This is a genomic window from Ekhidna lutea (assembly GCF_900188325.1).
Classification (GTDB): domain Bacteria; phylum Bacteroidota; class Bacteroidia; order Cytophagales; family Cyclobacteriaceae; genus Ekhidna; species Ekhidna lutea.
Map to the genome: position 1 here is coordinate 1 of NZ_FZPD01000007.1, position 15,985 is coordinate 15,985.

The 15,985-nt window shown below is 39.5% G+C and carries 14 protein-coding genes; 12 read left to right on the forward strand and 2 right to left on the reverse strand.

The annotated features are described in order from the left end of the window. On the forward strand, nucleotides 1–266 hold a 266-nt coding region (locus CHB71_RS17640), incomplete at its 5' end, for a helix-turn-helix domain-containing protein (protein ID WP_144017480.1). A 240-nt stretch (nucleotides 267–506) separates the two neighbouring features. On the opposite strand, the gene CHB71_RS17645 is transcribed toward CHB71_RS17640, so the two are convergent. Next, nucleotides 507–1,046: a transposase gene (locus CHB71_RS17645; protein ID WP_089358289.1), complete on the reverse strand. Its 540-nt coding sequence runs from the start codon at nucleotides 1,044–1,046 to the stop codon at nucleotides 507–509. 200 nt (nucleotides 1,047–1,246) lie between these two features. Between CHB71_RS17645 and CHB71_RS17650 the strand changes: the two genes are divergently transcribed. The 6 genes from CHB71_RS17650 (at nucleotide 1,247) to CHB71_RS17675 (ending at nucleotide 9,737) form a co-directional block, all read left to right on the forward strand. Beyond that, nucleotides 1,247–1,486: a CBU_0592 family membrane protein gene (locus CHB71_RS17650; protein ID WP_089358290.1), complete on the forward strand. Its 240-nt coding sequence runs from the start codon at nucleotides 1,247–1,249 to the stop codon at nucleotides 1,484–1,486. Continuing rightward, nucleotides 1,486–1,677, forward strand: coding sequence for a YwbE family protein (locus tag CHB71_RS17655; protein ID WP_089358291.1), 192 nt, complete (start codon nucleotides 1,486–1,488; stop codon nucleotides 1,675–1,677). Before CHB71_RS17650 ends, CHB71_RS17655 begins: the two co-directional genes overlap by 1 nt. A gap of 140 nt (nucleotides 1,678–1,817) precedes the next feature. Beyond that, nucleotides 1,818–3,536: an OmpL47-type beta-barrel domain-containing protein gene (locus tag CHB71_RS17660; RefSeq protein ID WP_089358292.1), complete on the forward strand. Its 1,719-nt coding sequence runs from the start codon at nucleotides 1,818–1,820 to the stop codon at nucleotides 3,534–3,536. 21 nt (nucleotides 3,537–3,557) lie between these two features. Beyond that, complete coding sequence (locus tag CHB71_RS17665; protein ID WP_089358293.1) at nucleotides 3,558–5,282, forward strand: tetratricopeptide repeat-containing sensor histidine kinase; 1,725 nt, start codon at nucleotides 3,558–3,560, stop codon at nucleotides 5,280–5,282. Nucleotides 5,283–5,466: 184 nt separating this feature from the next. Continuing rightward, nucleotides 5,467–7,698 carry a SulP family inorganic anion transporter gene (locus CHB71_RS17670; RefSeq protein WP_089358294.1) on the forward strand — a complete coding sequence of 744 codons (2,232 nt, stop codon included), beginning with the start codon at nucleotides 5,467–5,469 and terminating at the stop codon, nucleotides 7,696–7,698. A 185-nt stretch (nucleotides 7,699–7,883) separates the two neighbouring features. After that, nucleotides 7,884–9,737 (forward strand): cation:proton antiporter domain-containing protein, encoded by a 1,854-nt coding sequence (locus CHB71_RS17675; protein WP_089358295.1) that lies wholly within the window; start codon nucleotides 7,884–7,886, stop codon nucleotides 9,735–9,737. Here the strand turns inward: CHB71_RS17675 and tilS are convergent. Continuing rightward, nucleotides 9,715–11,031: a tRNA lysidine(34) synthetase TilS gene (gene tilS, locus CHB71_RS17680; RefSeq protein ID WP_144017481.1), complete on the reverse strand. Its 1,317-nt coding sequence runs from the start codon at nucleotides 11,029–11,031 to the stop codon at nucleotides 9,715–9,717. The two genes, CHB71_RS17675 and tilS, sit on opposite strands and share 23 nt — an antisense overlap. A gap of 24 nt (nucleotides 11,032–11,055) precedes the next feature. On the opposite strand from tilS, the gene CHB71_RS17685 reads away from it, so the two are divergent. Genes CHB71_RS17685 through porD form a run of 5 tightly spaced genes read left to right on the forward strand, consistent with a single transcriptional unit; the run spans nucleotide 11,056 to nucleotide 15,984 of the window. Beyond that, nucleotides 11,056–12,690, forward strand: a complete 1,635-nt coding sequence (locus CHB71_RS17685) for an OstA-like protein (protein ID WP_089358297.1) — start codon at nucleotides 11,056–11,058, stop codon at nucleotides 12,688–12,690. Nucleotides 12,691–12,749: 59 nt separating this feature from the next. Then, the gene (locus tag CHB71_RS17690; RefSeq protein WP_089358298.1) at nucleotides 12,750–13,556 is read left to right on the forward strand and encodes an outer membrane protein assembly factor BamD; all 807 of its coding nucleotides are present in this window, start codon (nucleotides 12,750–12,752) and stop codon (nucleotides 13,554–13,556) included. A 10-nt stretch (nucleotides 13,557–13,566) separates the two neighbouring features. After that, the gene (locus tag CHB71_RS17695) at nucleotides 13,567–13,899 is read left to right on the forward strand and encodes a DNA-directed RNA polymerase subunit omega (protein WP_089358299.1); all 333 of its coding nucleotides are present in this window, start codon (nucleotides 13,567–13,569) and stop codon (nucleotides 13,897–13,899) included. A gap of 10 nt (nucleotides 13,900–13,909) precedes the next feature. Next, nucleotides 13,910–15,100 (forward strand): bifunctional phosphopantothenoylcysteine decarboxylase/phosphopantothenate--cysteine ligase CoaBC, encoded by a 1,191-nt coding sequence (coaBC, locus tag CHB71_RS17700; protein ID WP_089358300.1) that lies wholly within the window; start codon nucleotides 13,910–13,912, stop codon nucleotides 15,098–15,100. Next, entirely contained in the window at nucleotides 15,097–15,984 is an 888-nt protein-coding gene (gene porD / locus CHB71_RS17705) for a type IX secretion system protein PorD (RefSeq protein WP_089358301.1), read from the forward strand. Before coaBC ends, porD begins: the two co-directional genes overlap by 4 nt. Nucleotide 15,985: the final 1 nt, after the last annotated feature.

Genomic DNA, 15,985 nt, shown 5'->3' on the forward strand with positions numbered 1-15,985 from the left:
AGGTCGGAACTCCTGAACGCGAACAGTATGAGGTTGAACTCAAATTGGAACTGATTGGAGACATGATCCAACAAGCCAGGAAGCAGCGTAACCTAACGCAGCAACAACTCGGTGAACTTATTGGAGTTAAGAAGGCACAGATTTCAAGACTTGAGAACAACACAGGGAACGTAACTATCGAAACGATTCTCAAAGTATTCAACGCTCTTGAAGCGAAGGTGAACTTCAACGTTAAGATGCTGAATAATAGAATAAACGTGGCGTAAACGGTGTGTAACAAACACTAGCAGGCATGGCCACATGAGCCATTTGCAGATTTCATTGGGCTAACCGCTCACCTTCCGCCAGGCAAATTTTGTTGCGTTCTACCCTGCCCTTCTGCTGGGGTTTCTTGTGTTTCGCAGTGTCTTTCTGGAAGTTAATCGCACCGTTCATGTTCGCTCTTTCTCCGCTATTTATTACTTTTATGGCCACAGCCCGCTAGTTGGGCGATATCTATGGTAAAATCAAGTCATTTGCACTTTATTTTGTCCAACTCGATCCTCATAAGGTGTTCCACGCTTCACAACCGCCACAATCCGATGTAATAGTTTGTTTCTAATAGCATTTAGGATGGTCATCTTCCCTTTCCCTTCTTCTCGTTTGCGCTTGTAGTATTCCTTCAATTCCGGACAATGTCTAATCGCACTCATAGCTGCCATGTGCAGGTGATATTTCAACACCCTATTAGCAAAACTCGATGTTCCCGGTGATCCTTTGATACTTGTTCCACTACTGTACTCAAACGGAGCTACGCCACAATAGCAGGCCAGCTTCTTCCCGTCCAGCATCCGGGTAAACCCATGCGTATAAACGATCAGGTCTGTAGCCAATACTTTGCCTACACACTTAACCGAGGTAATCAGCTCATACAATGCCCGCACTTCTTTGTCGATCTCAATGACCTCCAGCATTTTGTCTTCTACTTTCTTCAGCGATTGAGCCAGCCCTTCCAATGCTGTTTTACTCAATCGTTTCAGCTCATTGGCAGCTTTCTTATCAATCACTGAGCTCAATTGGATTAATTAGTTTTCTTGAAAAGAGTATCTGAACCATCTACTCTTGAGATATCAGAAAACTATGCAGACAAAGCTTACTTAGACGTTGAAGTGCGTAACCAAACCGCACAAAAGAAATACAATACTTTAAAGTTGAGTAAAACTATGTAGTAAAAAGCTCCTACTTTCGCTTTTCAACTATTTTATCCATGGATACACTCGAACTCATTGGCTGGCTGGGGGCCGGCTGCCTGCTCATCGGATTTGCACTTAATATCTTTCAGAAGATTCATGCAGAATCTAATACCTACCTCTTACTGAATCTCTTTGGTTCCATCCTCCTACTTTACAATGCATACATGAATGGTGCCTTTCCATTCGTAGCAGTAAATTTTGTTTGGGTAGTTTTTTCTTCTTTTAAGTTGATCCAAATGAGACTAAAAGCGTAATGGACGGGACAAAAAGAAGTGATATTCAAATTGGTTCTGAAGTAGCTGTTGTTCAGAAACATCATCAACGATCCGGCGAACTGACCGAAGGAATCGTCAAACGAATTTTAACCAAATCACCAAATCACCCTCATGGGATAAAAGTGATGCTGGAAGATGGGATAGTCGGGAGGGTGAAGCAAGTATTCTGATTGAGTGAAGCCACCAAAGCTTAGCCGTTGTATTTGCTGATTGATCGATGGCATAATGCACTCCGTCTTATAATTAATTCTAAAGGCTATTTCAGGGTATATATTAGTGAAACTAGTTAGTCACTATACCAAAAATAACCATGAGAAAAATTCTTAGTCTGTCAATTATTGCATGCTTTTGTTTCAACCTTACAGCGCAGAATATCCCTGATCATAATAAAAAAATATACAAGAATGAAGAGGGGAAAGTCTATGTAAATAAGGAACTTCCGCTTTACCTAAGTATATCCACAAGCCCGGATGGATCAGGCGGACAGGTGCTTGACGGAAAAGATCCTAAATACAGTAGTCCCATGTATCTGGATTCAGAGGGTTACAATACAATACGTACACCTTGGAAAGTAGACCCGGAAACCAAAAAAACCATCTACCCAAAAGAAGAGGTAATCTTCGAACTTTATGCCGATAGCAAACCACCAACCTCAAGTATTTCATTTGATTCGGATAAACCTGCCAGACTGGATAACAAAGTCATTTTAAAGGCTTGTGCAATCAGTTTGTCATCAAAAGATGAAACCTCCGGAATCGAATCTATTTACTACTCATTGGACAATGCTCCTTTTCAAAAATATGCCTCTCCGATTTCTTTGACGGATGAAAAAACTTATTCATTTACATACTATGCAGTGGACAATGTTGGGAATGTAGAGGAACAGAAAAGTTTATCCATTCAGGTTGATAATAGCGCACCAACTACGTCTATGGAGGTTGAGGGTGATCTTTCAGAAAACATCGTTTCATCCAGATCAAGCATTTCTCTAAACGCAAATGATAAAATTTCTAACGTTTCCAAAACTTTCTATACCATAGATGAAGGAAGAACATTTGAATATGGTTCGCCAATATCTTTAGCCGGATTGAGTGAAGGTGAGCATACCATTACCTATTTCTCAGTGGATATGGTAGATAATAATGAGGAAAAGAAAACTTATAGCTTCTACTTAGATAAGTCAGCACCTCGGGTTATCGATGAAATCATCGGTAATACATTCATTGCAAACGGCAAAGAATACTATTCCGGTAGAACGAAACTGAAATTGGTAGCCATGGATAATAAAGCTGGTGTTAAAGAAATTAGATACTCAGTCAATGGTGGAGAGTTTAAACTATATGAAGCTCCATTTTACCTTACCCAATCAGGAAATCTTAATATTGAAGTGTTGGCTATGGATAAAGTGAACAATAGGGTTCGCTCGACGGAATTTTCTGACAAAAACAACCTGTTGAGTTACGTTGATTTATCAGGACCATCCCTGAATTTTAATCTTTCAGGGCCTTCTTTCACTGTAAAAGACACGGTATATATCTCCAAAGAAACGGCGATTTCTTTAAGGGGAACAGACAATGATTCCGGATTCAAAGAGATTGACTATCAGATTGATAATGGCTCAGCTACTACATATAGCGAACCATTTAAAATTGAAGACGAGGGATTTCATGCTGTAACGTACAATGGCTATGACAATCTATCCAACTCCAGCACTGAATCTATTTTATGCATTGTAGATAATAGTGGACCTGAAGTATTTAGTCGATTCAGCATCGATTCGAATAAATCAAAAATGGTAGAAGGTAAAGAAATGAAGGTCTATCCACCACATGTCGTTTTGTTCTTATCATCGACTGACAGCTATGCAGGACTTGATAAAATCAGTTATCAGATAAATGATGGTCCCGTGCTTCCTTACAAAAGCCTGATCGAAAACTTCAAAAAAGATACACCATACAAAATAACGGTACTGGTTGTAGACAAGCTTGGCAATGAAAATCAGAAAGACATAATGTTCTACATTGATTAATGAATGACTTAAATTTGAAGTATGAACTATAGAAAAGCTGTACTCGTATGTGTAGCTTTCTTACACACCGCCTATTTGTGTTTTACTCAGGAGTTAAGTGAAGAAACCCAGAGCCAGCTCACACATTATGAGCAAGCTCTGAAAGTGGCACAAGACGAGGGTAAATACGATAATGCTGCAGGAATCTGTGGGAAAGTTGCATATATCTATTGGGACAATAGAAAGTACGCTGAAGCCATCTCCTATTTTGAGAAATCCATTGAATACAATGAGAAAGTAAATAATAGAAATGGCGTAAAAAGTGCCTACTACAATCTTGGACTTCTGCGCATTGATAATGAGCAATACGTGGAGGCACTTAATGATTTTAACAGCGGAATTGCCATCGCTAAAGAACTGAATCAAAAGAACCATGTGCTTTCGGGGCTGATAAATGCTGCTTCTGTAAGTCAAAGCTTAGGACAAAATCAGGAAGCAATCAATCTAGCTCTTGAAGCTTTGGATATCGCCAAAGAGATGGAAAACCTTAATTTGACAAAACGATGCTACGGCATACTTTATGAAAGCTATCAGTCTGTTGGTAATTCTGAAAAATCAATCGAGTACTTCGATCTTTATTCCACTGTAGACAGATTCCTAAGAAACGAGCAGGAAAAGAAAGTGAAAGAAGAGTCAGAGCGTCAAGTCGCAGTGATTTCCAGTCAAAAAGCACAGTCCGACCGAGACCTACTGAGCAGTAATCAAAAACTGCAAGTAGCAAAAGATTCGTTACAAAGGGCACGCGAGATCACCGAACGTCAAAGACTTCAGCTAAAGTTGAATGAAGTAACCTTAAGAGAGCAGGAAGCCCAGTTAGAAAACGAGCGATTGATTCGTAATGGACTAATCATTATTACGTCTTTAACCTTCCTTTTCCTGGTAATTCTGTACCTCCAATACCGACAAAAGCAGAAGAAAAACAAGCTGCTTAGCAAGCAAAACGACCAAATTACCAAGCAAAAAGAAGAGATTCAAAAGCAAGGGAAAAACCTTTCCATTAAAAATGAAGAACTCTCTGCTGTAAACAAAGAGAAGAATTTAATGATGAGTATGGTAGCTCACGATCTAAAAAAACCAATAAATGACCTGACTTCTCTTTCCCAAATTCTGGAACAATACAAGGACAAATTACCCGAAGACTTCAATCACCTGGTGAGCGTTCTGAAAAAATCCTCAAGTGGCTATCGGGAGATGGTACATAAAATTTTGGATGCAGGGGCAATTGAAAGCAGAAAGCTTAACGTAGTTCAGGAAAAGCTTAACGTAAGAGAGGTTTTGGAGGATAACGCACAGTCCCAAAGCCTAACTGCAGGTAAAAAGAGTATTTCTTTCGATTTGGGAAATATTCCTGATAACTCCTTCGTCAAAGGAGACCGAATTTATCTAACTCAGGCCATTGAAAATGTGCTTTACAATGCAGTGAAATATTCTCCGGAAGGATCTGTCATTGAACTTGGTGCAGCAGCTTCGAACGGAGAAAGTCTTGAGATTTTTGTAAAAGACCATGGACCGGGTATAACAAGTGAAGATCAAAAATATTTGTTTGAAACCTTCAAGCCATTGAAAAATGGAGATATGGAATCTACAGGCTTAGGCTTATCCATTTCCAAAAAATACATTGAAGCAATGAGTGGAGCCATCCGATTCGAAAGCAGTGAAGGTGAAGGCACGACCTTCTTCATGGAATTGCCAAAGTGGGATAGCTAAACTTTCCCTTGTTTCACCCATTCTTTTCGGTTTAGCTTAATTATAGGTTATTATAGGAATAGAAGACGAATTTTATTATTTCGATTTCTTTAACCGCTCTCCTTGCTCATTCATTATAATTCCGAATATTTACTATTTTAGATGATTAGGTTAATTTTTAATAAACCGTCGGATAGTTAAATAAATGGAAACTAGACCCAAAGAGGGGATTCAGGGATTAATTGAAAATTGGCGAAGTGATTTAATTGCGGCGGTGAGTGTCGCACTCATTGCTTTACCACTTTCATTAGGTATTGCGTTAGCAGCTGGGGCACCTGCGATGGCTGGTATCTTTTCAGCAGTTGTGGGTGGGGTGGTCACAACCTTTTATCGGGGAGGCCATATATCAGTCAACGGACCTGCCAAAGGAGTCATTGGCGTAATACTTTTGGGTATTACATTGATGGACGATGGTACAGGTCAGGCCTTTAATTATGTATTGGCAGCTGTAGTTGTTTCCGGGGCAATTCAAGTGTTATTAGGATTATTGAAATTGGGTCGATTAGCGGATATCTTCCATTCTTCCGTGATTCACGGCATTTTGGCAGCCATCGGAATTATCATTTTTGCGAAACAGATCCATGTTGCCCTTGGCACACATTCTGATAGTTCGAGCATCATACAAAACCTCATCGATGCGGTTGTATACTTACCTCAAGCCAATCCGTTTGTCGTGATCATTTCTTTGGCAGGCTTGCTTTTACTATTGTATCATTCCAAAATAAGCCTCCGGTTTTTTCATTTTTTACCTGCACCCATGTGGGTCATAGCCCTCTCCATTCCATTTGCCTATGCCTTCAATTTCTTTGACCAACATACCCTTTCATTCTTTGGAAAAGCATATGAGGTAGGTCCTCATCTATTGTTGGACATCCCCGATACCATCAAGGATTCAATCATGCACCCGAATTTCAGTAAAATCGATACACTGGATTTTTGGACAACTGTATTCTCCATTTTGATTATCACAAGCATTGAATCCCTGACTATAGCGAAAGCTGTTGATAAAATCGATCCTTATAAACGGAAGACTGATTTGGATAAGGATTTAACAGGTATTGGATTGAGTACCATGGCAGCTGGTTTGATTGGTGGTATGCCAATCATTGCAGTGATTATTCGGAGTACGGTTAATGTCCATAATGGTGCGAAGACCAGGTGGTCGAATATGTATCAGGGACTTTTGTTGCTGCTTTTTATTGTGGTTTTGAGCCCAATAATGAGACAAGTACCGCTATGTGCTTTTGCTATTCTACTCGTTTATACAGGATTTAAATTGGCATCACCTTCGGTATTCAAACAAGCCTATAATCAAGGAACTGAGCAACTAATATTCTTTATAGCGACGATGATTCTAACCCTCTATACCAATTTATTAATTGGTTTACTCGGTGGATTATTGTTGGCACTTGTCATTCACATGCTATTGGCAAGGCTGTCCATTTCTCAATTTTTTAGAATGGTTTATAACTCGCGCACAAAATTGCTAAAGCAACCAGATGGCAGTTTCGATTTAAAAATTAGAGGGATTGCAAATTTTTTAGGCATTCTGAAAGTCGACAAACTAGTAGCTCAAATTCCTCCCGGGGCTAATGTCAATATTGATTTATCAGAAACAAGACTGGTAGGCATGACCTATATGGACTACCTGGTGGAATTCTTAAAAATGCAAAGGAATACAGGTGGTAGCGTCTTTATAACAGGATTGGATTCACATGTTTCATCAACGACGTATAACAGAGCTTTAAAAATCAGTTTATCCGATTCAGCCGCTAAATTATCGCAAAGGCAAAAGCGATTACGAAATTTAGCAACCAAGAAAGATTATCAATTCACGAGTCATGTTGATTGGAATACGCTATATCTAAAGAAGTTCCACTTTTTTGAAATCAGGCCTATTGAACGCAAATACAATTGCCTCAAAGGAACATTTAACGATTTGAATGTGTCTTGGGAAATTGCGGACGTCACATTCAATGAAGGTCAGGCTTTTACAGCTGAGACGTTTAATACAACGCTAATGGTCATAAAGTTGAATAAAAAAATACCCATTTTCACAATGGAAAAAGAAGGGGTATTTGATAAAATATTTGATCGGGTGATTGCCTTTACAGGCTATAAGGATATTGATTTTGAGATGTACCCGGATTTTTCTAGAAAATTCCTGCTTAAGGGCAAAAGAGAATCTCAGATTCGGTCATTTTTTACAGATGAAATCATTCGCTTTTTCGAAAATCATCAAATTTATCATTTAGAAAGCAATGGCGAGGCGCTACTCATTTTTGATAAAATTAAACTGGCCCGAACCGATGAAACCATTAAGTTTATTAATTACGGTGAAGAATTGGCCCGGCTTTTAGTTGCAAAAACACCATAATCAAGATGCTATAACGAAAGCCCTCCAGTGTCATAGAATCAACACACTCGCACACTCATAGCATCAATGTCAGAAGGTCGTTTCTTTGGTCGTGTGAAAGTAATATTCATTTAATCCCTCACAATTGGGGGGAGCAACTATTTCTAACTACTTTGGAGGTTCGATGCTATTGGTAAAACCTAACTATGGATATTAATTACACACCTTTATTCATCATTATCGCCATCGCATGGCTTGTACCTCTTATACTCTCGTGGCTTCAGATTTCAGGATCTTATGCGGTCATACTAAAGATCATCTTAGGAGTTGTTATAGGCCCGTATGTGTTGGACTGGATGGCAGAAACACCTTACATGGACTTTCTGTCCAAAACCGGCTTCCTGTTCCTTATCTTTCTGGCAGGATTAGAAATAGATGTGAATAAGATTATCGCATCATTGCCTCGGAAATTAAGACTATCCGATATGGTCAGCAACACCCTAATAATGGCTACCATCATCTATTTTGGCTCATTATTGCTTTCAATTCCGGCCGCCTGGCTAATGAATCAGATGCTAGGTGTAGATATCGTCTTTTTCACTCTGCTTCTCCCAACAGTTGCCGTAAGCATCACTGTGCCTATCCTCAAGTCTGAGGGCCAGTTGACAAGGAGATTTGGGCAGGTATTGCTGATGGAAGGTGCCATTGCTACCGTGATGAGTATCATTTTGATCTCTATATATTCTGGGGTTCTTAACAAAGGTTTTCAGGTAGAATTGCTCCTGTTTGCGGTAATATTTGTTGTATTTGTTGTCACATACATAGTGGGCAAACGCTTGCTCAAAGTCCGTACCTTTCAAAAGCTGCTCTATACATTAGAACATGCAGCCAGTCAAATCCGAGTAAGGGGCGCAGTTGCATTGCTACTTTTCTTTGTAATCGTCGCACACCTTATCAACACAGAACTGGTGATGGGTGCCTTTTTTGCAGGAACATTACTTAGCATGTTTGTCAGTAAAGAACGTTCTGCGTTGCTGTTTAAACTAGATGGAATGAGCTATGGGTTCTTCATTCCAATATTCTTTATCATGGTGGGGGTAAATTTGGATCTTTCGGCACTTAGCAATTTTCAGGAATCCATTCCCTTAATTTTTACCCTGGTAGCCGGATTTTATATTATCCAGATTATTCCTTCTCTTATTATGACCAGGATATTCGGCATTAAGAAGGCTATCGCTGGAGGTATGCTCAATACAGCTCGAATGGGATTATGCATTGCTACAGCTCAAATCGGACTATCCCTAGGTGTAATTTCAACTGCAGATAACGCAGGAATTGTGGCTTCCGCTATCATTGTCAGCTTAGTCTCTCCGATGATTTACAGACTCCTGAGCAGTGAAAAAGAAGAGCACCATGGTATCTATATTTTCGGGGGTAGTAAGGCCAGTCTACACCTGGCAGAAAGATTAAACATGCATGATTCGTCATGCATCACCTATCTTCAGAATAAACAAATGGCTCCAGAGTTTGACCGCAAAGGCATCAACCATGAAGATGCAGATAAACTTGACACTGATTTTCTCAACACCCTTAACATTAGAAGAAGTGATTTAGTCATCGTGCTAACAGAGTCTCGTGTGCTTAATCTGGAACTCACACGACATTTAAAAAATGAACTAAAACACACAAAAATCATTACTCGAAAACAGTCAGCTGCTCATGACCTGATCGACCCGCAAGGTGAACTGAAAATTGTGGATCATGATGAAGTACTGGCTGGACATATTGAAGAAATGGTTACACGGCCTAATGCTGTGGGTACCCTGCAAGAAAGCTTTGGTACTTATAGAGTGGAAGAAATACATATAAAAAGGAAAGATATCCACCGAAAACTAGTGAAAGAAGTAGCTTTCCCTCCATCAGGATCGCTCGTTATCCAAAGAAGAAACGGGGAGGTATTTATACCACATGGTGATACTCACTTGCTCTTAGGAGATATAATCACAGTAATTGGAAACACGTCGGCTTTGCATGACTTTAGGGATATTCTTGAGGGCTGACCTGAATTTTAATAAACGCATTGGTCTGATCGGTTATCTTATACAGATCTGATATTCGGTACCCAACAACCCATGCGATCTGGTTATCTGACTCAACAACCAGCACTTTATTTTTTCGTGTTATTGGCACTTTCTCATCAATCAATAGATCACTTATCCTTTTCTTCCCCGTCATTCCTAAAGGTTGAAACTTGTCTCCTTCCTTCCATGACCTTATCACCAAGGGGAAACTGATCTTCTCGGCATCAAAAAAAGCTATCTCTGAATTGTTAAAAACAACCTGATCACTTTCAACCCGGCTAATTTCAAATGACAGGTCTCCAATCAAATATTCACCTGTGTTATTAACTTTGACACTCTTTAGTTGTAGGGAATGATCTTTATCAATGAAAATAGATTCACGATCCATCGTAATGAGCCAGTTCTCAACCGGAAAGCTTTTTCCGGATTTTCCTCTAGCTTCAAAGATTTCCTTTGAAGTGGCATAATTAGCACCAAAAACAGAAGCAATCTCGGCTAATATTAAAACATCTGATTCACCACTGATCCAATCTAACCTGAGCTCATAACTTCCTGATTTTTCTAAAAGAAACTTAGACTTAATTTCATCAACTCTTCGTTGAATGAGATCATCTGCATAATTCAAACGTTCAGCTGTTTTCGAAAAAGTGCTGATCAGAGAAATATTTAATTTTTCTAACTCTGGAATTACTTCATGTCGGATCAGATTCCTGTCATAATCGGACTTATTGTTACTGGAATCCTCCCTCCACTCAAGCCCTACATCCATAGCATAATTGTGTAAATCTTGTTTTGAAGAGAAAAGCAAAGGCCTGATGATTCGTTCATTTTTAATCGGAATACCTGAAACACCCTTTATACCTGTTCCGCGACTCAAGTTCAGAATAACAGTCTCTAAAGAATCATTTAAATGGTGTGCGGTAGCAATTTTATTTAGCTGATATTCAACAGCAAGTTCATTAAACCATTGATAACGGGCATTTCTTGCTTCAAGCTGGATAGATCCTGATCCAAGATCAAAGGCTTTTACAAAGCAATTAATGTGATGATCGTCTGCCCATTTCATCACAAAAGCTTCATCTGCATCGGATTCATCACCTCTCAAACCGAAATTGCAGTGGGCGAGGGAAACTGAAATTCCTTCATCCATGAAAAGCTTAGCCATAACCATGCTATCGAGTCCACCACTGACCGCTAAGAGTACTTTTTCATCTTTCTCAATCAAATGATTGGAATGAATGTAATCATGGAACTGTTTTTGTAAAGAATGCACAACTCGATCAGTTAATTTTGCCGCATGTGGAAGTTACTCCAAACCATTTTAGTTTTAATTTCCCTGTCCTGTACCTCTGGCCTCTTAGCTCAGAAGGTGGATAGGATCAAATACAAAGCTGATGATTTATTTGAATTTCGTAAAGATGGCGAAAAGATCAGAAGGTTAATTGGCAATGTGGTTTTCGCGCAGGAGACCTCTACCATGTATTGTGATAGCTCATATTACTATGTGAAGGATAACATAATGGAGGCCTTTGGCAAGGTGAGAATAGTGGACGATTCAGTAACCATTACTTCTCGGAAATTAATTTATAATGGACAGGATCGCACCGCCAAACTCCGGGAAAATGTTGTCTATGTAAAAGGCGATCAGCGACTTACCACAAATTTCCTTGACTATAACATGGATACCGAAGTAGGTAATTACTTCAATGGTGGCAAGCTTAAAGATTCAGTGAATGTGCTTACCAGTGAGACAGGCTACTACTACGGCATTCAGAAATATGCACTTTTCTGGGATGGTGTAGTACTCACTGCACCGGATTATGTATTAAAATCAGACACCCTCAGATACAATACCGTTCCGAAAATTGCCATTACCGAAGGGAAAACGACAATAATCACTGAAGATGAATCAATTCTTCATGCAAAAGGAGGAACCTTTAGAACCAAAATAGAACAATCAGAATTCGTTGATGGAACAGTCGAAACTAAAGATTACTATATGGAAGGTGACGAGCTTTTGTTCGATGACCTTAAGAAATACTATGATGCCAAAGGAAATGTAAAACTCACTTCCAAAGAAGATGATGTAGTTATCACCGGTGATAAAGGATTTGCTGATAAAGCCAATGGCATTAGTAAAGTGTACGGTAATGCACTGATGAGAAGATTTCTGGAAAAAGACACCCTATACCTTGCTGCTGATACCCTTGTTTCCATCGAGAGTGACTATGATTCAGCGAAGCGAATCCTGGCATATCATAATGTCAGAATATGGAAAAGAAACCTTCAGGGATTAGCAGATTCAGCCGCCTATTTCCTTCAAGACTCAATGCTGTACTTTTATAAAGATCCTATATTCTGGAATCTCAAAAATCAACTTGAGGGAGACACCATAGCTATGGAGGTTACAGAAAAAGAAATCAAAAACATGTCTTTGCTTCAAAATGCATTTCTTGCCACAGAGGACACCCTTCAGAACTACAACCAGATAAAAGGGCGTACAATGCTGGCGTCTTTTAAACGATCGGAAATTAAGCGGATCGATGTGAATGGAAATGGTGAAAGCATCTATTATGTGCTTGATGAAGATGATCCGAATAATATTATCACCCTGGGTATGAACCGAATTTTATGTAGTGACATGACCATCCGCTTCCAAAATGAAGAGTTGAAGAACATTTCGTTCTATGTAAAACCTGAAGCCAGATTTATCCCCCCTCATGAGTTAACAGATGGTGTCCAAAAATTAGGTGGCTTTGAGTGGCGTGGAGCTGAGAGGCCAAAATTGGAAGATTTACTTAGCGACCACATCACGCTTCAAACAGAAGAAGAAAAGCCCAAACAAATCATACCTCCGAAGAGGTTGAACATAGAAGGTGGCCCTAAAAAAGGAAATGATTTGTTAAAATCCCTTAAAGAGGGCGGTGAATAATAAACGCTTGTTTTCGTTTAAGGTATAAGTCCTTAGTTTTGCCGACCTATTAAAAAATTATGAGGGAAATTCGAATTCTTTTCTTGTTAATCATTGCCGTCAGTATTGTAGGGTGTGGCAAGTTTCGCAAGATTCAAAAAAGTGGAGACTGGAAAGTGAAGTATGAGGCAGCCCTTGCCTACTATGAAGAAGAAGATTATCACCGATCAATCATGCTGCTTGAAGATATTCTACCCATCATTCGTGGTACAGAGGAGGCTGAATTAGGTAATTTCTACCTCGCATACAGCTATTTTCATCAAAAGCAATACATTCTAAGCGCTCATCACTTCAGTGAGTTTGTGAAAATCTATGGACGATCAGAGTATGTCATGGAGGCAAGCTATATGAATGCATACTCCTTGTATCTTCAGTCACCTGACTATCAATTGGATCAAACAGTGACATATGAAGCCATTGCAGCCATGCAAAATTTCATCAATAGATATCCAACCTCAGATTATGCTTCTGATGCCGATCGAATCATTGATGATATGCAGCAAAAGCTTGAAAAGAAGGCATATGAGCAATGTAAATTGTATTACAAGCTAAGAAGGTATAAGTCAGCATTGGTCGTGTATCAAAACTTTGCCAATGATTTCCCGGACTCTCATTACAACGAAGAAGTTTCTTACTTAAGAATCGAAACTTCATATGATTATGCGAGAGAAAGTATCCGATCCAGACAAAAAGAAAGGTATCAAAATGCCATTGATCACTACCTGGCATTCATTGACAAATACCCAAATAGCAAATATTTGAAAGATGCTGAGAGAATTTATGATGAAAGCATCAAAGAAATAACTAAATTTGCAGATTCAAATTAAAAAGAGCGAAATGCAGCACGTAACTTCTTCACTTATTACCAGAGACAATCAGGACATTTTAGAGCCAACAGGCAATTTGTACGAATCTTTGGTGATTATCGCTAAAAGAGCAAGACAAATCAGTGCAAATCAGAAAGAAGAGCTTAACGCTAAGCTTGCTGAATTTGCTTCTTCAGTAGATAATTTGGAAGAAATCTTTGAAAATAGAGAGCAGATTGAAATCTCTAAGTTTTACGAGCGTATGCCAAAGCCTACCACCTCAGCAATTGAGGAGTTTCTTAATGGCGAATTAAATTTCAGATTACCTGAAGAAGAAGACGAGTCTCGCTCAGATTTAGCATAAATTAGTCGCCATGTTGGCGGGTAAGAAAATATTATTAGCGGTTTGTGGGTCAATAGCGGCCTATAAAACCGCTTTTTTTGTGCGTTTACTAAAGAAGGAAGGTGCTGAAGTGAAGGTTATTATGACCGAAAGTGCCAAAGACTTCATCACTCCTCTTACACTTGCTACACTTTCTAAAAATCCTGTCTTTTCGGAATACTTCAATAAAGAGAGTGGCGAATGGCACAACCATGTAGAGCTAGGTATGTGGGCCGATCTGATGCTAATAGCTCCGCTTAGTGCTAATACATTAGGGAAGATGGCCAACGGGATTTGTGACAACCTCCTTTTAGCTACTTACCTTTCAGCCAAATGTCCGGTAATGGTAGCTCCTGCAATGGACCTGGATATGTATCAGCATCCTTCTACGAAAGAGAATTTAAAAAAGCTTCAATCTTTTGGAAACGAAGTGATCGAAGCTCGAGATGGGGAGCTAGCCAGTGGCCTTTCAGGTCAGGGTAGAATGGCTGAACCGGAAGAATTACTTGAGATAATAAAAAAAAAGTTTGAAAGCTTCGAAGCACTGAGGGGCAAACGTGTGCTTATTACATCGGGACCTACTTTTGAAGCGATAGACCCGGTGAGATTTATTGGAAATCACTCATCTGGCAAAATGGGAACTGCCATTGCAAAAGCATTTCAAAATGCAGGTGCTGAGACTACCATGATATCCGGTCCGGCAGACTACTTTCCAGATCATGGAAACCTAATAAAAGTTCAATCAGCTAATGAGATGTTGGCTGAAGCAGAAAAACATTATTCAGAAGCTGACATTGTTATCTTTTCGGCTGCAGTATCTGACTACCGACCTGAAAATCCTGCAACGGAAAAAATCAAGAAAAAGGATGATACACTACAAGTCAACCTGGTAAAGAATCCGGACATTGCTGCGGAGCTTGGAAAGAAAAAGAAAAATCAATTCCACATTGGATTTGCACTGGAAACCAACAATGAAGAAGTCAACGCAAAAGAGAAGCTTAAAAAAAAGAATTTTGATCTGATTGTGTTAAACTCCCTCAACGATAATGGGGCTGGATTTCAACGTGACACGAATAAGGTTACCTTCTTTGACAATAACAATAACACATACAAATTTGAGTTGAAGAGTAAGACGGATGTGGCAACAGATATCGTGGATTATGTAATTAAAAACCTTAAATGAAATACTTAGGAGTTATCCTTCTTTTTATCACCTCACTCTCTCATTCACAGGAGCTCAACTGTAGGGTGATTGTCAATGCCCAGCAAATTCAAACTACTGAACGTGCCATTTTCACGGAAATGGAGACTGAATTCGCTCAGTTTCTTAATACAACCAAATGGACCAATGATGAATTTCAGGAAGAAGAAGTGATTAATTGTAACCTGGTGATTACTATGACTGATATGCCGAGTATAGGGGTATTTAAAGCATCGGTTCAGGTCCTTTCCAGCCGCCCTGTTCACGGAACCAGTTACGAGTCTGTAGTCATGAACTTCGCTGATCGTGACTGGGACTTTGAATATGTACAATCACAGCCACTTAGATTCAACGAAAACACTTTCACCAGTAATATCACATCTATGTTGGCGTACTACGCCTACATGATTATCGGATTTGATTATGACACGTTCTCTGAACTTGGCGGCACACCACATTTTGCAAATGCGTTCAAAATTGTAAATAATGCGCAGCAAACAAGCTACCCGGGTTGGCAGCAATTTAACAGTGTAAGAAACAGGTATTGGCTGGTTGAAAACGTACAAAATCCACAATTGGAGCCCATACGCAAAGCCTTGTACACTTATCATCGGCATGGATTGGACATCATGGCTGACAATCGTGAAGAAGCTGAAAAAAATATATTGGCTGCACTTTCTGAAATTCAAAAAGCAAACAGAGCACGACCGAGATCTATTCTTACCATCAGCTTCATGGATGCAAAAGCCGGTGAAATACAACAAATTTTTACCGAATCTAGCCTGGCTACCCGCAGACAGGCATACAACCTACTCAACAATGTAGATCCATCAAGAACAGATGAATATAAGGCGTTGATTGAGTAGT